General features: G+C 67.9%; 21 protein-coding genes and 1 pseudogene. 18 read left to right on the top strand and 4 right to left on the bottom strand.

Annotated features, from left to right (window positions below):
* Positions 1-40: 40 nt before the first annotated feature.
* Both metK and lnt read right to left on the bottom strand, forming a co-directional pair.
* Complete coding sequence (gene metK, locus ACI2JO_RS06760) at positions 41-1,258, bottom strand: methionine adenosyltransferase (RefSeq protein ID WP_404719931.1); 1,218 nt, start codon at positions 1,256-1,258, stop codon at positions 41-43.
* A 42-nt stretch (positions 1,259-1,300) separates the two neighbouring features.
* Positions 1,301-2,803, bottom strand: coding sequence for an apolipoprotein N-acyltransferase (gene lnt / locus ACI2JO_RS06755; RefSeq protein WP_404719930.1), 1,503 nt, complete (start codon positions 2,801-2,803; stop codon positions 1,301-1,303).
* A 199-nt stretch (positions 2,804-3,002) separates the two neighbouring features.
* Between lnt and ACI2JO_RS06750 the strand changes: the two genes are divergently transcribed.
* Complete coding sequence (locus ACI2JO_RS06750) at positions 3,003-3,305, top strand: polyhydroxyalkanoic acid system family protein (RefSeq protein ID WP_404719929.1); 303 nt, start codon at positions 3,003-3,005, stop codon at positions 3,303-3,305.
* Between the two features lie 170 nt (positions 3,306-3,475).
* Here ACI2JO_RS06750 and ACI2JO_RS06745 read toward each other — a convergent pair whose 3' ends face one another.
* Positions 3,476-6,388 carry a M16 family metallopeptidase gene (locus ACI2JO_RS06745; RefSeq protein WP_404719928.1) on the bottom strand — a complete coding sequence of 971 codons (2,913 nt, stop codon included), beginning with the start codon at positions 6,386-6,388 and terminating at the stop codon, positions 3,476-3,478.
* Positions 6,389-6,635: 247 nt separating this feature from the next.
* Here ACI2JO_RS06745 and ACI2JO_RS06740 point away from each other — a divergent pair, with 247 nt between their 5' ends.
* The 17 genes and pseudogenes from ACI2JO_RS06740 to ACI2JO_RS06660 all read left to right on the top strand — a co-directional run bounded on the left by ACI2JO_RS06740 (position 6,636) and on the right by ACI2JO_RS06660 (position 18,352).
* A complete protein-coding gene (locus ACI2JO_RS06740; RefSeq protein WP_404720340.1) occupies positions 6,636-7,337 on the top strand; it encodes an aspartyl/asparaginyl beta-hydroxylase domain-containing protein in 702 nt (233 codons plus the stop codon).
* A 138-nt stretch (positions 7,338-7,475) separates the two neighbouring features.
* Complete coding sequence (locus ACI2JO_RS06735) at positions 7,476-8,048, top strand: NifU family protein (RefSeq protein WP_404719927.1); 573 nt, start codon at positions 7,476-7,478, stop codon at positions 8,046-8,048.
* Positions 8,049-8,083: 35 nt separating this feature from the next.
* On the top strand, positions 8,084-8,677 hold the full coding sequence (locus tag ACI2JO_RS06730) for a malonic semialdehyde reductase (protein ID WP_404719926.1): 594 nt from the start codon (positions 8,084-8,086) through the stop codon (positions 8,675-8,677).
* Positions 8,677-9,306 (top strand): tRNA (adenosine(37)-N6)-threonylcarbamoyltransferase complex dimerization subunit type 1 TsaB, encoded by a 630-nt coding sequence (tsaB, locus tag ACI2JO_RS06725; RefSeq protein WP_404720339.1) that lies wholly within the window; start codon positions 8,677-8,679, stop codon positions 9,304-9,306. Before ACI2JO_RS06730 ends, tsaB begins: the two co-directional genes overlap by 1 nt.
* The gene (gene rimI, locus ACI2JO_RS06720) at positions 9,303-9,788 is read left to right on the top strand and encodes a ribosomal protein S18-alanine N-acetyltransferase (RefSeq protein WP_404719925.1); all 486 of its coding nucleotides are present in this window, start codon (positions 9,303-9,305) and stop codon (positions 9,786-9,788) included. The genes tsaB and rimI overlap by 4 nt, the downstream gene beginning before the upstream one ends.
* A 59-nt stretch (positions 9,789-9,847) precedes the next feature.
* Positions 9,848-10,267, top strand: coding sequence for a Fur family transcriptional regulator (locus ACI2JO_RS06715; protein WP_028967193.1), 420 nt, complete (start codon positions 9,848-9,850; stop codon positions 10,265-10,267).
* A 1-nt stretch (position 10,268) separates the two neighbouring features.
* The gene (locus ACI2JO_RS06710) at positions 10,269-10,982 is read left to right on the top strand and encodes a lysophospholipid acyltransferase family protein (protein ID WP_404719924.1); all 714 of its coding nucleotides are present in this window, start codon (positions 10,269-10,271) and stop codon (positions 10,980-10,982) included.
* Positions 10,979-11,407, top strand: a complete 429-nt coding sequence (locus tag ACI2JO_RS06705) for a c-type cytochrome (protein WP_404719923.1) — start codon at positions 10,979-10,981, stop codon at positions 11,405-11,407. Before ACI2JO_RS06710 ends, ACI2JO_RS06705 begins: the two co-directional genes overlap by 4 nt.
* Positions 11,404-11,865: a GNAT family N-acetyltransferase gene (locus tag ACI2JO_RS06700; protein ID WP_404719922.1), complete on the top strand. Its 462-nt coding sequence runs from the start codon at positions 11,404-11,406 to the stop codon at positions 11,863-11,865. The genes ACI2JO_RS06705 and ACI2JO_RS06700 overlap by 4 nt, the downstream gene beginning before the upstream one ends.
* Positions 11,866-11,889: 24 nt before the next feature.
* Positions 11,890-13,224 (top strand): tRNA (N6-isopentenyl adenosine(37)-C2)-methylthiotransferase MiaB, encoded by a 1,335-nt coding sequence (gene miaB, locus ACI2JO_RS06695; protein ID WP_404719921.1) that lies wholly within the window; start codon positions 11,890-11,892, stop codon positions 13,222-13,224.
* Positions 13,225-13,405: 181 nt separating this feature from the next.
* Positions 13,406-14,404, top strand: coding sequence for a PhoH family protein (locus ACI2JO_RS06690; RefSeq protein ID WP_404719920.1), 999 nt, complete (start codon positions 13,406-13,408; stop codon positions 14,402-14,404).
* A 48-nt stretch (positions 14,405-14,452) separates the two neighbouring features.
* Complete coding sequence (locus ACI2JO_RS06685; RefSeq protein ID WP_404719919.1) at positions 14,453-14,707, top strand: type II toxin-antitoxin system VapB family antitoxin; 255 nt, start codon at positions 14,453-14,455, stop codon at positions 14,705-14,707.
* Positions 14,704-15,102 (top strand): type II toxin-antitoxin system VapC family toxin, encoded by a 399-nt coding sequence (locus ACI2JO_RS06680; RefSeq protein WP_404719918.1) that lies wholly within the window; start codon positions 14,704-14,706, stop codon positions 15,100-15,102. Before ACI2JO_RS06685 ends, ACI2JO_RS06680 begins: the two co-directional genes overlap by 4 nt.
* Position 15,103: 1 nt before the next feature.
* A complete protein-coding gene (ybeY, locus tag ACI2JO_RS06675; protein ID WP_404719917.1) occupies positions 15,104-15,613 on the top strand; it encodes an rRNA maturation RNase YbeY in 510 nt (169 codons plus the stop codon).
* An 11-nt stretch (positions 15,614-15,624) separates the two neighbouring features.
* Positions 15,625-16,539, top strand: a complete 915-nt coding sequence (locus ACI2JO_RS06670) for a hemolysin family protein (RefSeq protein WP_404719916.1) — start codon at positions 15,625-15,627, stop codon at positions 16,537-16,539.
* Positions 16,540-16,682: 143 nt separating this feature from the next.
* Positions 16,683-18,011: a PQQ-dependent sugar dehydrogenase gene (locus tag ACI2JO_RS06665; protein WP_404719915.1), complete on the top strand. Its 1,329-nt coding sequence runs from the start codon at positions 16,683-16,685 to the stop codon at positions 18,009-18,011.
* Positions 18,012-18,067: 56 nt separating this feature from the next.
* Positions 18,068-18,352 (top strand): annotated as a pseudogene (locus tag ACI2JO_RS06660) (GIY-YIG nuclease family protein).
* Between the two features lie 176 nt (positions 18,353-18,528).
* Here the strand turns inward: ACI2JO_RS06660 and ACI2JO_RS06655 are convergent.
* Entirely contained in the window at positions 18,529-20,364 is a 1,836-nt protein-coding gene (locus ACI2JO_RS06655; protein WP_404719914.1) for an AMP-dependent synthetase/ligase, read from the bottom strand.
* Positions 20,365-20,416 lie beyond the last annotated feature (52 nt).

Genomic DNA, 20,416 nt, shown 5'->3' with positions numbered 1-20,416 from the left:
TGACGGGGGAGGCTTCAGATAGCCTCCCCCGGCAATCAGGTCAGGCGACGGCCTGCTTCAGCGCATCGACCAAATCGGTCTTTTCCCAGGTGAACAGGTCACCCTCGGCATCACGGCCGAAATGCCCGTAGGCCGCCGTCTTCGAATAGATCGGCTTGTTGAGCGCCAGATGCTCGCGGATGCCCTTCGGCGTCAGGCGCACCAGCTGCGGCAATGCCGCCTCCAGCTTGGCTTCCGCGACCGTCCCGGTGCCGTGCAGGTCGACATAGACCGACAGCGGCTCGGCGATGCCGATCGCGTAGGACAGCTGGATCGTGCAACGCTTGGCGAGGCCCGCCGCGACAACGTTCTTCGCCAGATAGCGCGCGACATAAGCCGCCGAGCGGTCGACCTTGGTCGGGTCCTTGCCGCTGAACGCACCGCCGCCGTGCGGAGCTGCGCCGCCGTAGGTGTCGACGATGATCTTGCGGCCGGTCAGGCCCGCGTCGCCGTCCGGCCCGCCGATCTCGAACTGGCCGGTCGGATTGATGTAGATCTTGGTGGTGTCGTCGATGAAGCCGTCAGGCAGCACGTCCTTGAACACGCCCATGACGTAATCACGCAGGATCGCGTACTTGGACGCGTCAGCATTGTCGCCCTTTTCGCAATAGCCCGGCGCGTGCTGCGTCGAGACGACCAGCGCGGTCGCCTTGACCGGTACCTCGTTCTCATACTGCAAGGTCACCTGGCTCTTGGCGTCGGGCTCAAGGAACGGCGCGGCGCCCGAGTGACGATCGGCGGCGAGCCGCTCGAGGATCTTGTGGCTGTAATACAGCGTCGCCGGCATCAGGCCCGGGGTCTCGTCGGTCGCGTACCCGAACATGATGCCCTGGTCGCCCGCGCCCTCGTCCTTGTTGCCGCTCTCGTCGACGCCCATCGCGATATGCGCCGACTGGCCGTGCAGCTCGTTGAGGAAGCGGAATTCGTTCCAGTGGAAGCCCGACTGCTCATAGCCGATCCGCTTCACGGTCGCGCGAACGGTAGCCTCGATCTCTTCCTGGATGCCCGGCGCCCACTGATCGTTCTCGTACACGCCCTTGCCACGGATCTCACCCGCCAGCACGACGAGCTGCGTGGTGGTCAGCGTCTCGCACGCGACGCGCGCCTCGGGATCCTTGGACAGGAACAGGTCGACGATCGAATCCGAAATCTGGTCGGCGACCTTGTCGGGATGACCTTCGGACACCGACTCGGACGTGAAGATGAACGACTGACGCATGGAGGCTCCGGCAGATAACGATATAAAGATAGCTTTATGTCGTTACCGCGATCGACGCCGCAACGCAAATGCGACGAGCGTCAGGACCGTCCCGACCAGCAACGCCGCCCAATTGCCCAGCCGCGAGAAGAGCGTGGGTACGTGCGCCGGTGGCACCGGCACCACCGCCGCACCGGCGACCCGATGCGCCACCGTCGCCAGCAGCGCGCCGTTTGCGCCGATCACCGCCGAAATGCCGTTCGGTGTCGCGCGAACCACCGGCAACCCTTCCTCGATCGCGCGCAGCCGTGCCTGCGCCAGATGCTGCGGCGGCCCCCATGTACCGAACCACGCATCGTTCGATGGGTTGAAGATCAGCCGCGGACGGTGCGCCGGGTCGACCACCTGCCCCGAGAAGATGATCTCGTAGCATAGCTGCATCCCGATTGCGCCAAATCCGGGCACCGTCATCGTGCGCGGCCCCGGCCCCGGCGCGAAGTCCATGTCGCCCGGCACCAGTCGCGAGAGCCCCAGCGGCTTAAGCAGCCACGGCATCGGGAGATACTCGCCATAGGGCACCAGATGCGCCTTGTCGTAGCGGCCGCGAATGCGCCCGCGCGCGTCGAGCGCGAAAACCGAGTTGCTCGCGGTGGTCACGTCGCCCTTGCTGTCGAATTGCAGCGCGGTGCCGCCGGTCAGCAGCATGTCGCGCGGCCCCAGCACCGACGCCATCCGTGTCCGCGTCAGCCACGGGCTGGTGTTGCCATAAACCCAATAGGGATAATCATCCTCGATGAAGTCCCGGATCACGCCCTCGGGCCACATCACCAGCCGCGGCGCCGCGCCGGGCGTGCCCGACAGCCGCAGCAGCCGCGCGAGCATCATCGCCTGGTCGCTCTCGCCGCGCTGGTCCTGCGGGACGTTGGGCTGAACGACGACCAGTTTTGGTGCGTCTGCGGCGGCAGGTGCCGGTTCCGACCGGTAACTCAGCAGCGCGGCCACGGTCAGCAGCGCGAATGCGACCACGCCGATGCCGATCTGTCTGCGCCCCCCCGGCAGCAGCAACAGCCCCCCTGCCGCCGTCACGGTGAGCCCGGACAGCGCATAGGTGCCCACCAGCGTCGCCAGCCACGCCACCGGCTGCACCGGCACCCACATCACCGCCAGCGGGTCCCACGCGTAACCGGTGAACAGCCAGCTCCGCATCCACTCGGTCAGGATCCAGCACGCCCCGAACAGCAGCACGAACCCGGCGTCAATCCGTGGCGCACGTCCGCGCCACGCCAACCCCGCGCACAGTGCCGGAAACACCGCCAGATACAGCGCCAGCGCGAATGGCGCGGCATAGCCCAGCCAGTGCGGCATCTGGTCCTGAAAGGTGAAGGCGTGCTGGAACCAGTTGTCGTTGATCGTGAAATGCCCGACGCCGAACGCCCAGCCACGCCACAGCGCCTGCCCGCGCGTCGGCGCGGCATGGATCAGCGCGATCCACCCCGCGAAGGCGGCGATCGCCAGCCACCAATATTCCAGCGGCGCGAACCCGCATGCGGCGGCGACGCCCAGCAACAGCGCGCTCAGCGCCGGATAACGCCGTGGAAACGCTTCGATCGAGGAACGATAGGACAGGGCAGGGCTTCCTTCGCGCAGGTGTCGACGCCTCCTGCGACGCCCCGCGCGTCATCGCAAGCCATCCGCGGGAGGTAGGGCGTGACGATGACGGTTGCGAGGCGTATCAGTACCGCATGACACGTGATGGATGGAGCGCATGAGCAAGCCGATCGAAGTGGACCTGCCGCATCAGCTGGGCGTCGCCGGTGCGCGGACGCGAATCGAGGGCGGGTTCGACAAGCTTGCCGGCTATATTCCCGGCGGGCACGTCAGCGAGCATCGCTGGGACGGCGATACGCTGCATTTCGTGATCGAGGGCATGGGCCAGCGGGTCGCGGTCCAGCTCGACGTCACCGAGCGAAACGTCCACGCCTTGTTCGAGCTGCCGGGGCTGCTCGGCATGTTCGGCGAGCAGTTGCGTGCCAAGCTGCAGAAGGACGGGCCGAAACTGCTGGCGTAACCGCCGCCACAGCCACCGTCGCCCCTGCGCAGGCAGGGGCTCATGTCTGTGTCGAGACGCGGAAGATCTGACACGTAGCGGTCGCTCTATGTGTCAGCCCGATCGACACACGCGACAGCCATAGGCCCCTGTGTGCGCAGGGGCGACGGCTCAGAAGGCCGCCGCCACCCTCACTTCGCTACCGCGGCCCCCTTCGGCACCACCGCCATCGTCCAGTCCTTCTCCGGCTTCAGATATTTCGCCGCGGTCGCCTGCAACAGCGCGGGGGTGATCGTCGTGAAGTCGCTCACCAGGCTCTGGCTCGCCTCGATCCGCTTCGGGTCGAAGGTCCCGCCGCTGGTCTGAAGCAGCCAGAACTGGTTCCCCGACGAGGCGCGCGCCATATATTGCAGCATCGGCACGATCGTGCGCCGCAGCTCGTCCTCGCTGACCGGTGTCGATGCCAGCTCGCTGGCGATCTGGCGAGAGAGCTGGAAGAACAGGGGCACCTTGTCGGGCGCGACCTTGCCGATCGCGACCAGCCGCCCGCCGCCGGGCTGGCCGACCGGCCACTGGCTCTGCGCGCTCGGCGAATAGCTCGCCCCTGCTACCGAACGCAGCCGATCGAACAGCCGGTCGTTGAACACCGCCGCCAGCACGTCCAGCCGCCGCTGCTCGGCATGATCCGCCGAGCCGCCGCCGGTCGGCCAGGCGATCACCGCCGCGGCTTGGTTGTCGTCGCCGTCGTGGGTGCGCATCACCGGCTGCGCGACATGCGCGGGGAAGCGTACCGTCGGCGAGCGCGGGTCGTCCGCGCGCCGTGCCTTGAGCGCGCCGAAGCTCTTGGCCACCGCTGCGATCGCCTCGTCGCCCTTCACGTCGCCGAACACATCGACCTCGATCGGCCCGGTCGCGAGCAGCGGCTGCCACAGCTTCTTGAACGACGCGGCATCGAGCTTGTCGATCTGCTCGAGCGTGGGCACGCCCCAGCGCGGATCGCCGTCACGCAGCAAGCCTTCCAGATCGCGCGCCAGCACGCCATCGGGCGAGGAAGACAGCCCCGCATAGCCCGCCAGCATCGCGGCGCGTGCGCGCGCCACCGGCGCCTTGTCCCAGCGCGGCGCGGCCAGCTTCGCCGCCATCAGCGTCAGATTGTCGGCATAATCGCCGGGCGTCGTTTGCGCGCCGAACAGGAACGCATCGTCACCGATGTCGAAGTCCAGCCCCATCCGCCGCCCGGTGGTCAGCTGGTCGAGATCGCTCTGGTTCAGCGAGCCGATCCCGCTGGCGATCAGCGCGGTGTCGCCCGCCCATGCCGGCGTCGGACGGTCGGCGGGCAGCGCCTGATAGCCGCGCCCGAAGCGCACCCGCAGATAGACACGGCCGGTCTCCGACGCGTTCGGATAGATCAACGCCCGCACGCCATTGGCGAACGTCACCTGCTCCATGGGGGGATCGCCGACCCGCGCCTGCGCCACCGTCTTGCCGGGCTGGCCGAGCTTTGGGACGCGCGAGAAATCGACCGCGGCCTGCTGCGTGCGCTTGCCCGCCAGCTTCGACACGTCGGCCTTCATCGCCGCCGCCAGCTTCGCCGCCGCGCCCTCGTCGGGGGTGCGGGTGTTGACCAACGCGCGGTTGGCGTCGCCCTTGAACAGCCGGTTGGTCGATTCGACCATCGCGGCCGGGGTGAACATGCCCTTCGTGCGCGCCTGCTTGAGGATGTCGTAGCTGGTCTGCGGCCCCGCCACCGTCTCGCGGATGTCGAGCGCGCTGACCATGTCGTCGGCCTGCTTCGCGCCCGCCTCGACGCGCGCGGTATCGACGTCGTTTTTCATCGCGGCGTCGAACTCGGCCAGCTCGCGATCGATCTCGCCCTGCGTCGGCGGCGTGGCCATCGCATCGGCGATCACCGCACGCACGTCCTTCAGCGCCGCCTCCCAGTCGTCGCCGATCGGGATGACGTTGGTGAAGGTGCCGTTGGCGGAGCGCGACACGTCGTCGAGGTTGACCGACGCCTGCAGGAAGCTGCCCCCGGCACGGGCGCGCGTCTCCAGCCGACGATTGATAAGCCGCATCGCGAGCTGATCGACCATCCGCTTCTGGTTGAAGATGATCGTGTCGCTTTGATATTTCCACGGGCGCAGCACCGCGGTGGCGACGATCGGCGGCAGTGACGGCTCGGCGATCGTCTTGGCGATCGGATCCCCGGTCTGCGGCGTGCCGAAATCGGGATCGGCGGGATTGGCGCCCTTGCCCTGCCAGCCGCCGAAATTCTTGACGACCAGCTTCGCGGCGACATCGGGGTCGATGTCGCCCGAGATGATGACCACGGCACGCGACGGGCGATACCATTTGTCATGGAACGCCTGCACGCTGGCCGGGCTGGCTGCCTCGAGCGTCTTGATCGTCCCGATCGGCGAGCGGCTGGCGAGCGGTTGGCCCGCGAAGAACGTCTGGCGCAGCGCGTCGCCGTAGCGGACCTGCGGCCCCGGTGCCTCGCGCTGTTCGGCAAGCACCGCCGGGCGCTCGGCGGCGAGGCCGGCGTCGCTGATCGCGGGCGCGGCCATCATGCCCGAGAAGATCTTGAGGCTCTCGTCCAGCTTGACGTCGGTCGCGCCGGGCAGGTCGAGCTTGTAGACGGTCTGCGTCGGGGTGGTCGAGGCGTTGGAATCGCTGCCGAACGTCGCGCCAAACCGCTGCCACACGCGCTTGGCTTCTCCATCGGGGACGTATTTCGAGCCGCGGAACGACAGATGCTCGATCAGATGCGCGAAGCCCTGTTCGGCATCGGTCTCGTACAGCGATCCCGCGTCAATGCGGACGCGCACCGCGACCTGCCCCGGCGGCACCGAGTTGCGCCGCACTGCATAGCGTAAGCCGCTGGGCAGCGCGCCAAAATGCCAGTTGGTGTCGGGCGGGATGTCCGAATCGGCGAACAGCCACGGCCGGGTGTCGACCGTGATCGGCGCGGCCGCCTGCGTAGGCACGGAGGAGGTTGCGACCGGCGCGCGCCGCGCCCGCTGCTGCGCGGGAAGCGGCAGCGCGACGGAGACGAGCAGGAGGGCGACGAGCGGCTTCGCGAGCACGCGCGAATAAGGATGCATGATGCGATTGTAGGGACGGGCGCGGCGCGCGGCAACGCCCGCCCGCCTTTCCTTCGCCGTTCTGCGCCACGTTCTGGCCGCGATGCGGGTGTATTCGCCGCCGCTTTCCCGTCGTCCGGCGGCGGGCAACCAGTTGATCGACAAGCAGATGATGAGGTCCGATCTGAGAATAGCCGCACCGGGATCGTTGGCCGCGCGCGTGTTGTCCTCGTCCGTCGCCGGGTCCGGTCGCGGATGGCCGGTGCGTATGGGCAAGCGGCTGCGCGGCACCTTCGACCGGCTGATCGCAGGGTCGTCGCTGGTCGCCAACGCGCCGGTGCTCGATGTACGCGATTTCGCCTGGACCGCGCTGCTCCGCAATCACTGGCAGGCGATACTGGCCGAGGCGCGCGCGGTCGCGCTGGTCGGCGACGCCGCGCCCAGCCTCGCGACCATCTCCCCCGATCATCGCGCGATTGCCCGGTCCGGCAAGTGGCGATCCTATTTCCTGTGGGGCTATGGCTATCGGATCGACGATAATCTGACCCGCTGCCCGCGCACCCGCGACGTGCTGGCGCGCGTGCCGGGGTTGACCACCGCTTTTTTCTCGATCCTCGCGCCCGGCGCTCACATTCCGGCGCACCGTGGCGTGTCGAAGGGCCTCATCACCTGTCATCTCGCGCTGATCGTCCCGCGCGACGGCGACGTGCGGATGCGCGTCGGCGACCGGATCGTTCGCTGGTCGGAGGGCGAGACGCTGGTGTTCGACGACACCTACGACCATGAAGTGTGGAACGAAACCGACGGCACGCGGGTGGTGTTGCTGATCCAGTTCGAGCGCCCGCTGCGCCGCCCAGGCAAATGGGCTGCGGACCTGTTCCTTGGCGCGATCCGGCGCTCCGCCTTCGTGCAGGAGGCGCGCGCAAATGTTGCGAAATGGAATGCGGCGGTGGAGCAGATGGACGGCTGACCGTCTTCACCGGTCGACATCTGCGCCTTCGCGGGAATGTCGACCGGGTGAGGGCTCACCCTCCACCTATCCCGCCCGAAACGATCGCTTTCACCCTGCGCGCTTGATCCGGCGTGCTGCACGCGCCACATCGCCGCCATGCTGATCGAAACCGAAGCCACGCCCAATCCGGCGACGCTCAAATTCCTGCCCGGCCGCACCGTCATGGATGCCGGCACGCGCGACTTTGCCACGCCTGAAGAAGCGGAGGCGAGCCCGCTGGCCGACACGCTGTTCGGGCTCGGCGATGTGACGGGCGTGTTCTTTGGCCGCGACTTCGTCTCGGTGACGGCGGCGCCCGGTGTCGACTGGCGCACGCTCAAGCCCGACGTGCTCGCGATCCTGATGGATCATTTCACCGCGCAAATGCCGCTGTTCCGCACCGGCGGCGCGGGCTTCAGTGTTCCCGCAGAGGAAGAAACCTTTGCGGACAACCCCGAGGATGCGGACATCGTCGCGCAGATCAAGGAACTGATCGATACGCGCGTCCGCCCGGCGGTCGCCAATGACGGCGGCGACATCGTCTATCGCGGTTTTGACAAGGGCAAGGTGTTCCTGCGGATGCAGGGTGCGTGCGCCGGCTGCCCATCGTCGAGCGCGACGCTCAAGAACGGTATCGAGCAGTTGCTGCGCCATTACGTTCCCGAGGTGACCGAGGTCCGCGCGGTCTGACCGCACGCCGTTCTTACCCGCAACTGGAGTTCCCGATGGCCGCCCCGCTCGACGACCATGCGCTTGATCAGCTGTTTCGCACCGCGCGCACCTTCAATCATTATCGCGACGAACCGGTCGGCGAGGACCAGCTCCACGCGATCTGGGATCTGATGAAGATGGGGCCGACCTCCGCCAACCAGTTGCCCGCGCGGCTGGTATGGTGCGTCTCGGACGAGGCGAAGGCGAAGCTCGCCGCAGCCTGTTCGGACAGTAACAGTGAAAAGGTGCTCAAGGCACCGGTCAGCGTCGTGATCGGCATGGATATCGAATTCCATGAGCAGCTTCCGACGCTTTACCCGAACGCCGATGCACGGAGCTGGTTCGCGGACAATCGCGCGCTGCGGGAGCGGTCGGCGTTCCAGAACTCGTCGTTGCAGGGCGCTTATTTGATTATTGCCGCGCGCGCGCTTGGGCTGGATGTCGGACCGATGGCTGGCTTCGATGCCGGCGCGGTGGACAAGGCGTTCTTCACCGACACACCCGACGTCCACGCGAACTTTATCGCGACGCTTGGCTATGGCGACCGCGATACGCTTCACCCGCGCAACCCGCGCCCGGCGTTCGAGACCTTAAACCGCCTCGCGTGATGCGTACCCTGGTGATCGACACCGCGACCGCCGCCTGTTCGGTCGCGCTGTTCGAGGACGGGCAACTGGTCGCGCACACGCATGACGTGGTCGGGCGTGGCCATGCCGAGCGGCTGGTGCCGATGATCGCGGCGCTGCCGCAGGGCGGGCGTGCCGACCGGGTGCTGGTCGATGTCGGGCCGGGCAGCTTCACCGGCATCCGCGTCGGGATCGCCGCGGCGCGCGCGCTCGCGTTCGGCTGGGGCGCGGAGGTCGCGGGCTATGGCGCGCCGTCGCTGGTCGCGATCGCTGCGCTCGCCGCCGATCCGCGCCCGCTTGCGGTGGTGATGGAAGGCGGGCACGGTGAGGTCTTCATGCAGGGCTTCACCGCTCCCTTTGCCGCGCTCGACGCACCCCGCTCGCTGACCCCGGCTGCGGCGCTGGCTGCGCTAGACGGGCGCCGCGCGATCGGCAGCGGCACCCGCTGGCTCGCCGCGCTCGACGCCGACGTGCCGCTCGACGAGAGCTTGCCGGACGCGCGCTACGCGCTGCTGCTCCCACCCGCGGCGCGCGCGCTACCGCCAGTGCCGTTCTACGGCCGCGCGCCCGATGCCAAGCTGCCCACGGCGGCGACGCCGTCCTTGCGATGAGCACGCGGGTACGGCTGATCGAGCTGGCACCGGGCGGCGCGGTCGACGCCGAGGCGGTCGACCGCATCATGCTCGCCGCCTTCGATCCGCGCTATGGCGAGGCGTGGACGCGCAGCCAGTGCATCGGCATCCTCGCCATGCCCGGCGTCTGGCTGACGCTGGCGCGCGTGGATGACGTGGTGGTCGGCTTTGCGCTGGTTCGCGCGATCATGGACGAGGCCGAGCTGCTGCTGATCGCGGTCGACCCGCCCGCGCGGCGCAGCGGCGTCGGCGCGGCATTGCTGCGCGGGGTGATCGCCGAATGCGAAGGGCGCGGCGTGGCGAAGCTGCATCTGGAAGTGCGCGCCAACAACCCGGCGGTTACGCTTTATAGCGCGCACGGTTTCCTCCCCGCCGGGGTGCGTCGGAATTACTATCGCGGGCCGGGCGGACAGGCATTCGACGCGCATACCTATGCGCGCGATCTCGAAATCCATCGATAATCGGTTCTTGCGAGTCGGTAGCACTTTTCGCAACAAGCACGATCCATTACATGGCGGACATGGCTCGCAAGATCGATCTCGAAGCGCTGTGTCACGAAAAGGGCCTGCGTATCACCGAACAGCGCCGCGTCATCGCGCGCGTCCTGTCGGAGGCGGAAGACCATCCGGACGTGGAAAAGGTCTATGCGCGCGCCTCTGCGATCGATCCCGGCATCTCGATCGCCACCGTCTATCGAACCGTCCGCTTGTTCGAGGAGGCGGGCATCCTCGATCGGCATGATTTCGGCGACGGCCGCGCGCGCTACGAACCCTCGCCCGAGGCGCATCACGACCATCTGATCGATGTCGAGACCGGCAAGGTGATCGAGTTCGTCGATCCCGAACTGGAGCTGCTGCAAAAGGCGATCGCCGAGCGGCTCGGCTTCCGGCTGGTAGATCACCGGATGGAATTGTACGGCGTCGCGCTCCGCAAGGATTGAAATGCGATTGAATGCGCGCGGCTGGGGACGGCTCGTCGCGCTTGCGGCGGCGCTGGTCGTTGCGCTCCTCCTGCACGGCACGTGGCGGCTGTTCCGCCTGCGCTCACCATGGCCGCGCAGATTTCTCGGCTGGGTGGCGCGGATCGTCGGGGCACGGGTGCGCGTGATCGGCGCGCCGCTGCGCCGCGACGCGGTGCTGCTCGCCAATCACGTCACCTGGATCGACATCCTCGCGCTGGCCGGGGCGAGCGGGGCGGCGTTCGTCGCCAAGGCCGAGTTGCGCGACGTGCCGCTGGTCGGCTGGCTGTGCACGCTCAACAACACGCTGTTCGTGCGCCGCGGCGACCGGATGGGGATCGACACGCAGGTCGCGGCGCTCCGCGACCAGCTCGCCCGCCCGCAGCCGGTGGCGATCTTCCCCGAGGGCACGACCGGCGACGGCGTGACGCTCGGGCCATTCAAGGCCGGGCTGCTCGCCGCGCTCGCGCCGCCGCCGCCCGGCGTGCGCGTCCAGCCGGTGCGGATCGATTACGGCGCGGCGACTCCTGACGTGGCATGGGTCGGCGCCGAGGACGGCGCGCACCATGCGAAGCGCGTCCTCAACCGGCGCGGCACGTTCGTCGCGACGCTGCACTTCCTCGCACCCTTCGTCCCCGAGGGCGACCGCAAGGCGATCGCTGCCGCGGCGCGTGCGCAGATCGCGGCGGCGGCATGAACCGTCGCATCGTCCTCGCGGCAATTGTCGCGCTCGCCGCCTGCTCGCGAGACGACAGCGCCGAGCGGCGCGCGCGGCTCGGCCCGAATCCGACCTTCGCGCAATATATGCAAGTCGCCGATGCGCAGGCCGGCGCGCGCCGCTTCGGGCAATGCGCCGCCTGCCATTCGATCGCGGCGGGCGGCGCGGATCGCAACGGCCCGAACCTGCACGGCGTCTATGGTGCGCCGATCGCGCAGAACCGCCCGCGATTCGGCTATACTGACGCCTTGCAGGCGCAGCGCGGCGTCTGGGACGACCAGCGGCTCGACGCCTGGCTGACCGACCCGCGCGCCAACGTGCCGGGGACGACGATGACATTCGCCGGGGTCCGCGATCCGCTCGCGCGCGCCGACCTGATCGCCTATCTCAAGACGCAGCGATGACCTGCACCCGCGTCCGTGGCTATGTTGCCGCCGACCGCGCCGCCTGTCTCGCGCTGTTCGACGGCAACACGCCGACCTTCTTCGCCGCGGGTGAGCGCGCGGACTTCGCCGTCTTCCTCGACGCGCATGCCGCCAGCTCGGCCTTTCAGGTCGTCGAGCGTGGCTGGGTGATCGTGGCGTGCGGCGGACACCGTGTCACCGCCGATGGCGAGACCGCCGGCTTCTGCTGGGGGATGGTCGACCGCGCGCAGCATCGCACCGGCCTCGGTCGCATCCTGACGCACGCGCGGCTCGCCGCCGCCCGCGCCACGCCGGGCGTGCGGCAGGTGCGGCTCGACACCAGCCAGCACACGCAGGGCTTCTACGCGCGCTTCGGCTTCGTCGTGGAACGGGTGGTGCCGGACGGCTATGCTCCGGGGCTGGACCGCGTCGACATGCTGCTGCGCTGGCCAGCCTGACGCGTTTCCGCTAAGGCGCGCGCCATGTCCGTGCCTTCAAAGACTCCGCCGAAGACCTTCCACGTCAAGTCGTTCGGCTGCCAGATGAACGTCTATGACGGGGAGCGGATGGCCGAGTTGATGGCGGCGGAGGGGATGGTCGCCACCGACGACGCCCATGCCGCCGATCTCGTCGTGCTCAACACCTGCCACATCCGCGAGAAGGCGACCGAAAAAGTCTATTCGGACATTGGCCGCGTTCGCAAGGTCGCGGGTGCCGAGGGTCGCGCGCCGATGATCGCGGTCGCCGGCTGCGTCGCACAGGCCGAGGGCGAGGAGATCGTCCGCCGCGCCAAGGTCGATGTCGTGGTCGGCCCGCAGGCCTATCACAATCTTCCCAAGCTGGTCGCCGCCGCGACGAAGGGCGAGGCCGCGCTCGACACCGACATGCCGCTCGCCTCGAAGTTCGGCGCGCTGCCCGCCCGCCGCAAGGTCGCACCCGGCGCGTTCCTGACCGTTCAGGAAGGCTGCGACAAATTCTGCACCTATTGCGTCGTGCCCTATACGCGCGGCGCGGAGATCAGCCGCCCGTTCGCGGCGATCGTCGACGAGGCGAAGGCGCTGGTCGATGCCGGCGCGCGCGAGATCACGTTGCTCGGGCAGAACGTCAACGCCTGGACCGACGGCGAGGGGCGGGGGCTCCACGACCTGATCCGCGCGCTCGACCGCATCCACGGGCTGGCGCGGATTCGTTACACGACCAGCCATCCCAACGACATGGCGCAGGGGCTGATCGACGCGCATCGCGACGTCGAGAGCCTGATGCCCTTCCTCCATCTGCCGGTGCAGGCGGGTAGCGACCGGGTGCTGCGCGCGATGAACCGCCAGCACACGCGCGACGGCTACCTGCGGCTGCTCGACCGCATCCGCGCGGCGCGCCCCGATATCGCGCTATCGGGCGACTTCATCGTCGGCTTCCCCGGCGAGACCGAGGCGGAGTTTGCCGAAACGCTCAGCCTCGTCGATGCGGTCGGCTATGCGCAGGCGTACAGCTTCAAATATTCGCCGCGCCCCGGTACGCCCGCGGCGACGCTCGGCGAGCAGGTCGCAGCCGAGGTCATGGACGAACGTCTCCAGCGCTTGCAGGCCGCGCTCAACCGCGATCAGATGGCGTTCAACGCCGCCTCGGTCGGCCGCGACTGTCGCATACTGATCGAGCGCCGCGGCAAGCGCGAGGGGCAATGGCTCGGCAAGTCGCCATGGCTGCAATCGGTGCACGTCGTCGGTCCGCACGCGATCGGCGACGTGCTCGACGTGACGCTGACGCAGGCCGGGCCGTTGTCGCTGACCGGCGAGATGCGGACGCTGGCAGCGGCGTAGGTCTTCAGTCGTCATTGCGTCGCCAGGCTCGCAATGACGACGGGGGCCATGACGATTCCACCTTCCCGCGACGCACAACCCCTGTCACATTCTCCGGCGATGCCATTGTGCCGTCACGCGCTGCAACTATCTCGCCTTTTGCGGCGATCTGCCGCGTGTCGCCCATCGTCACAGGAGCCGCATGAGCCGTAAACCCGTCCCCGCCCAGGCGGGCGAGCGTTCGCGCGTCGAGGTCATCTTCGACCGCCCACAACTGCTGAGCCGGCTGTTCGGCCAGTATGATCAGCATCTGGTGGCGCTGGAGAACCGGCTGGGGGTGTATATCACCGCGCGGGGCAACCGCGTCGGGCTGGAGGGGACCGCCGAGCAGGTGGCGCTCGCGCGCGACGTGCTTCACGATCTCTACGCACGTCTTCAGCGCGGCGAGGAGGTCGACACCGGCCTCGTCGACGCGTCGATCGCGATGGCGGCGGAGCCGGTGCTCGACGGCATCATCTCCGCCGAGCGCAGCCCAACACCCTCGGTGATGATCCGCACGCGCAAGAAGACGATTGTCCCGCGTACGCCCGCGCAGGCGCATTACATGCGCGAGTTGACCACCCACGACATGATCTTCGCGCTCGGGCCAGCGGGCACCGGCAAGACCTATATCGCGGTCGCGCAGGCGGTGGCGCAGCTGATTTCGGGCAGCGTCCAGCGGCTGATCCTGTCGCGACCGGCGGTCGAGGCGGGCGAGCGGCTCGGCTTCCTGCCCGGCGACATGAAGGAGAAGGTCGATCCGTATTTGCGCCCGCTCTATGACGCGCTGTACGATTGCCTGCCCGCCGAGCAGGTCGAGCGGCGCATCGCGAGCGGCGAGATCGAGATCGCGCCGATCGCCTTCATGCGCGGACGGACGCTGGGCGATGCGTTCGTGATCCTCGACGAGGCGCAGAACACCACGCCCGCGCAGATGAAGATGTTCCTGACGCGCTTTGGCCAGAACAGCCGGATGGTGATCTGCGGCGATCCCAACCAGACCGATCTTCCCGGCGGTGTCGGCGCGAGCGGGCTGGCCGACGCGACGACGCGGCTGGAGGGCGTGGAGGGTATCTCGCTATGCCGCTTCACCGCCGCCGACGTGGTCCGCCATCCGATCGTCGGGCGGATCGTCGAGGCGTATGAGGGGGTGGCCGGTTGACGCGCTGGGATATCCTTTATAGCTTATCGGGATATACCGGAGGCTCCCATGGCGTCGCTGTTCATCAAGGATGAAGAGACTAACTTGCTGGCGGAACGGCTCGCTTCTGCGCGCGGACTGACCAAGACTGCGGCAGTGAAGCTGGCCCTGACCCACGAACTCGAGCGCGAGGCTCCCCGCGGTCGACGTTCGGCTGTCGACGTGCTGGAAGAGTTCTGGCGGACGCACAAGCTCGGCGAACCGACCGGGCTCGAGGCGGACAAGGCGTTCTACGACAGCCTCAACGATGAAGACGACTATTGACCATTCTGATCGACGCATCCGCGCTCGTCGCCATGGCGGTCAAGGAAGAGGACGCCCGCGCGCTGGCCGCACGACTGGATGAGCATGACGACCGCCTTTATTGCCCGACGGGCGAATGGGAGGCTGTCCTTGCGATTGCGCGCAAGCGGACATTGTCGCTTGGTGACGCGCGTGGCGAGCTCGGCATCCTGATCGACAGGCTTGAATTGCGCCCCGTTGCGATCGGGGCGCGCGAAGCGCTCATCGCGATCGATGCCGCCGCGCGCTACGGCAAGGGCACCGGACACCCCGCACAGCTCAACATGGGCGATTGCTTCGCCTATGCCTGCGCCAAGGCGCATGGCGCGCGCCTGCTCTACAAGCGCAACGACTTCTCCCAGACGGACCTCGGCTGACATGATCCACATCGAACTCACCCGCGAGGACCCGTGGTCCGACACCGACTGGGACGCCCGCGCGCTTGCCGCCGCGCGCGCCGCGATCGCGCGCACCCCGTACGGCGACCTCATCACCACCCCCGCGCATGTGGAGATCAGCGTCCGCCTCGCCACCGACGACGAGGTGCAGGGGCTCAACCGCCAGTATCGGCAGAAGGACAATCCCACCAACGTCCTGTCCTTCCCGATGGTGCAGGCCGACCTGATCGACACCGTCACGCAGAACAGCGACGATGGCGAGGTGCTGCTCGGCGACATCGTCCTCGCGCACGGTGTCTGCGAACGCGAGGCGGCGGAGCGGAACATCGGCACGGCCGATCATTTCACGCATCTGGTGGTGCATGGCTGCCTGCATCTGCTAGGCTATGACCATATGACCGACGACGAGGGCGACGCGATGGAGCAGATCGAGCGCGACGCCCTGGCCGATCTGGGCATCGCCGATCCCTATCTGATACGCGAGGATTGAACACCACGGCCATGGCCGACGACCGAAGTAGCGCCGCGAACGGCGGCGAGCACCATGAAGGCGGCCTGTGGACCGGGCTGCGCAACATGATCTTCGGCGAGCCGCGCGAGGCGACCTTGCGCGAATTGCTGGAGAAGGCGATCGACCGTTACGAGGAAGATCCCGCGCCCGAGATCAAGGGCGACCTGACCGCGCTGGAGCGGCAGATGGTCCGCAACCTGCTGCATTTCAGCGAGCGCGACGCCGGCGACGTCGGCGTGCCGCGCGCCGACGTGATCGCGGTTGAGGAAGCGACCACCTTCGACCATCTTGTCCACGTTTTCCACGAAGCCGGCGTCAGCCGCCTGCCGGTCTATCGCGGCAATCTCGACCATGTCGTCGGGATGGTCCACCTAAAGGACGTGTTCGCGATCCTCGCGGCGGGCGGCGAGCGCCCGACCGACATTCAGGCGCTGATCCGTCAGCCGCTCTACGTCCCGATGAGCCGCGGCACGCTCGACCTGCTCGCCGACATGCGGCAGTCGCGCATCCATCTCGCGATCGTGCTCGACGAATATTCGGGAACCGAGGGGCTCGTGACGATCGAGGATCTGATCGAGGAGATCGTCGGCGAGATCGAGGACGAGCATGACGACGCGCCAGAGGTGCTGCTCGTCCCGCTCGACGGCGGCGCATGGGACGTGGATGCGCGGGTCGAGCTGGAGGATGTCGGCACCACCGTCGACGCGCGGCTTGCCGAGGCCGAGAGCGACGTCGACACGATCGGCGGGCTCACCGCGGTTCTCGCCGGGCATGTGCCCGAGGCCGGCACGTGCATCGACCATCCCAGCGGCTGGCGGATCGAGGTGACCGATGCCGACGAACGCCGCATCAACCGCCTGCGCCTTCACCCACCGGTGCCGGTGCCCGAGGGGGTCGACGAATAATCCGCCGTCGTCCCGGGCTTGATCCGGGACCCGCTTCTTCTCCACCGAGCGGCAGAAGCGGGATGCCGGATCAGGTCCGGCATGACGAAGGTCGGGGCACGAACCCGGTGGCGTCTCCCCGCCCACGCGCCTACATTCGCGTCATGCGCAAACACGTCCTCGCCGTCATCGGCCTGCTGATCGCCCTAGGGGTCGCGATCTTCCTCTATTTGTCATGGCCCGACGCCGCCCGCCGCGACGTGGCGGCAGTGACGGGCGCGCGCCCGGACATCACGCCGCCGCGCGAACAGGTGCTGCCGACCGTCAAGACCGCTGACCCGATCGGCTGGAAGGCCGGCGAGGCGCCTACCGCTGCCGCCGGGCTGAAGACCGCGGCATTCGCGACCGGGCTCGACCACCCGCGCTGGCTCTATCGCCTGCCCAACGGCGACGTGCTGGTCGCCGAGACCAACTCGCCGCCGCGCTCGGGCGGCGGGATCAAGGGCTGGGTGATGCGCCAGCTGCTCGGCAAGGTCGGCGCGGGTGTGCCCTCCGCCAATCGTATCACATTGCTCCGCGACGCGAACGGCGACGGCGTGGCGGAAGTGAAGACCCCGTTTCTCACTGGGCTCAACTCGCCCTCCGGTATGGCGCTGCTGAATGGGCAGCTCTACATCGCCAATACCGATGCGCTGGTCCGCGTGCCGTACCGCGACGGCGCAACGAAGATCACGGCGCGTCCGGAGATGGTCGTTACCTATCCCGGCGGCGGCAATCATTGGTCGCGCAACGTGATCGTCGCGGAGGACGGCAAGACGCTCTACGTCTCGGTCGGCTCGGCCACCAACATCGCCGAGGACGGTCTTGACGCCGAGCACGACCGCGCCGCGATCCTGCAGGTCTATCCGGACAGCAAGAAGTATCGCGTCTTCACCGCCGGTATCCGCAACGCCAACGGGATGGCGCTGGTCCCGGGCACCAACCGGCTGTGGACGGTCGTCAACGAGCGCGACATGCTCGGCTCCGACCTCGTCCCCGATTATCTGACCGCGGTCGAGCTTGGCGACCACTTCGGCTGGCCATGGTATTACTGGGGCGGCTATATCGACACGCGCGTCGAGCCCAGGAATCCGCAATTGCGGCAGTACGTGAAGCGTCCCGATTATGCGTTGGGGCCGCACGTCGCCGCTCTGGGCCTGACCTTCGCGGCGGATGCGAAGCTCGGCGACCGCTTCGCGCGCGGCGCGTTCATCGGCGAGCACGGTTCGTGGAACCGTAAGCCGCTGTCGGGCTACAAGGTCGTGTTCGTTCCCTTCGACGCAAACGGCTGGCCGGTGAAGGGCGCCAAGCCCGTCGACGTGCTGACCGGCTTCCTCAACAAGGACGACGAAGCGCACGGTCGTCCGGTCGGCGTCATCACCGACAAGGCGGGCGCGCTGCTGGTCGCGGACGATGTCGGCAACACGATCTGGCGGGTCAGCGCGGGTATTTGACTGTCGCCCCTGCGCAGGCAGGGGCCCATGGCTCTCTCCAAGAGCGAGGCCGCCCGTTGCCGTGGGTGTACATCATGACCGATGAACCCAGCGGCACGCTTTACATCGGCGTGACCGGCCACCTCGCGGCGCGTGTCCAGCAGCATCGCGAGGGCTGAGGCTCCGACTTCTGCCGCGAGCACGGCCTGACGCGGCTGGTGTATGTCGAACGGCACGACACGATGCTCGAGGCGATCGCCCGCGAAAAGGCGCTGAAGAAATGGAAGCGCGCGTGGAAGCTCAACCTGATCGGGCGGATGAACCCCGCTTGGGAAGACCTGTGGGAAAAGATCAACATGTAGCCCACCGTCGCCCCTGCGGAGGCAGGGGCCCATGTCTGTCGCGTCTCGTATGACAGCGAGGACACACGACCGGCCCCCGTGTCCGGGCTCGCTCATACCGACTAAACAGCCATAGGTCCCTGCCTTCGCAGGGGCGACGGCGCCATCTTACGAGCGGCTCGCTCAAAGCCCGCCCCTCACCCCGCCCCATAAAGCGCATCAAGTCGCGCGCCATACACCTGCCGCAACACATGCCGACGGATCTTCAAACTCGGCGTCAGCTGCTCGTTCTCGATCGAGAACGGCGCGTCCGCCAAAATCCAGCGCCGCACCCGCTCGGTCACCGACAGCATCGCGTTGGTGCGATCCACCGCCGCCTGCACCGCAGATCGAAATGCCGGGTCCTCCGCCAGTACCGCCTCTGTCTTGCCGTGAGCCGCCGCCCATTCCGCACTCCATTCGGCATCCGGTACAAGCACCGCCACCATATGCGGCTTGCGGTCGCCCGCGATCATCGCCTGCCCGATCTCGGGCTGGAGCGTCAGCAGCCCCTCGACCTTCTGGGGCGCGACATTCTCGCCCTTGTCGTTGATGATGAGGTCTTTCTTGCGATCGGTGATGCGGATGCGCCCGGCGGGATCAATCTCGCCGATATCGCCGGTGTGCAGCCAGCCGTCCTTCAGCACTCGCGCGGTCTCGGCTTCGTTGCGCCAATAGCCATGCATCACCAGCTCGCCGCGCACCAATATCTCGCCATCCTCCGCGATCCGCACCTCGGTCGCGTGAAGCGGCGGTCCAACCGAGTCCATCGTCACCCCGGCGCTGGGGCGGTTGCACGAGATCACCGGCGCCGCCTCGGTCTGGCCATAGCCCTGCAGGAAGGTGACACCGAGCGACTGGAAGAACACGCCCACCTCCGGGGTGAGCGGCGCGCCGCCCGAGATCATCGCCTTCATCCGCCCGCCGAACTTGCGCGCGATCTTGGGCTTGAAGAGCGTATCGACCAGCAACGCCTTGGGCCGGTCCGTCAACCGCAGCCGCCCGGCATCGCGCTTCGCCCCGATATCGAGCGCGGCGGCGAGCAGCTTGGCAGGCAGGCCGCCCTGCCGCTCGATCGCCTTGCTGATCCGCGTGCGCAGCACCTCGAACAAGCGCGGCACGACGAACATGATCGTCGGGCGAACTTCCTCGATATTGGCGGCGAGCTTGTCGATCCCCTCGGCATAATAGATCTGGCCACCCATCCCGATCGGAAAGAACTGCCCGCCGGTATGCTCATAAGCGTGGCTGAGCGGCAGGAACGACAGGAACACCTCGTCGCCCCAGCCGAAATCCTCCGCGACCACCGCCGAGCAGCCCGCGACATTGTGCAGGATCGCGCCGTGATGTTGCATCACTCCGCGCGGCGCGCCGCCGGTGCCGCTGGTGTAGATGATGCAGGCCAGATCGCTGCGCGCGAAATCGGCCCGCGCCGCGACGGTGGCGACGTCCGCGGGATGCCGCTCGATCAGCGTCCGCCAGTCGTGGACGTCGATCGCGGTCTGCCCCAGCCGCATCGGCTCGATCCCGATCAGCATCTGCGGCCGGATCGAGCGCAGGATCGCGGGCATCAGCCCTTTGGCGAGCTTCGCGGTCGAGACGATCACCGCCTTCGCGCCCGAATTCTCGATAATGTGCGCGTGGTCGCGCTCGGTGTTGGTGGTGTAGGTCGGCACGGTGACGCAGCCCGCGGCCATGATCGCCAGATCGGACAGGCACCATTCGGGGCGATTCACGCTGACCAGCATCACCCGGTCGCCGCGCTCCAGCCCGACCGCCCGCAGCCCCGTCGCCAGCCGCGCAACCGTCTCGGCGGCCTGACGCCAACTGATTGACGCCCATTGGCCGTCACGCTTCTGCCACAGGAACGGCGCATCGCCCTTCTCCGCGGCGCGGGTGAAGAACATCGTCACCAGATTGGGGAATGGTTCCAGCCGACGGGTAATGATGCCGCTCCTCTCCTTGCGGGCGTGTCGCCCTTTCCCTTGCGTCATGCCAAGGATTTCAACGCCGCGCCAGCATGGACGCTGTCCCGTGCCGACGCTA

The organism is Sphingomonas sp. NPDC079357 (assembly GCF_044901155.1).
Classification (GTDB): Bacteria; Pseudomonadota; Alphaproteobacteria; order Sphingomonadales; family Sphingomonadaceae; genus Sphingomonas.
This window is presented reverse-complemented; position numbering and strand designations above follow the sequence as displayed.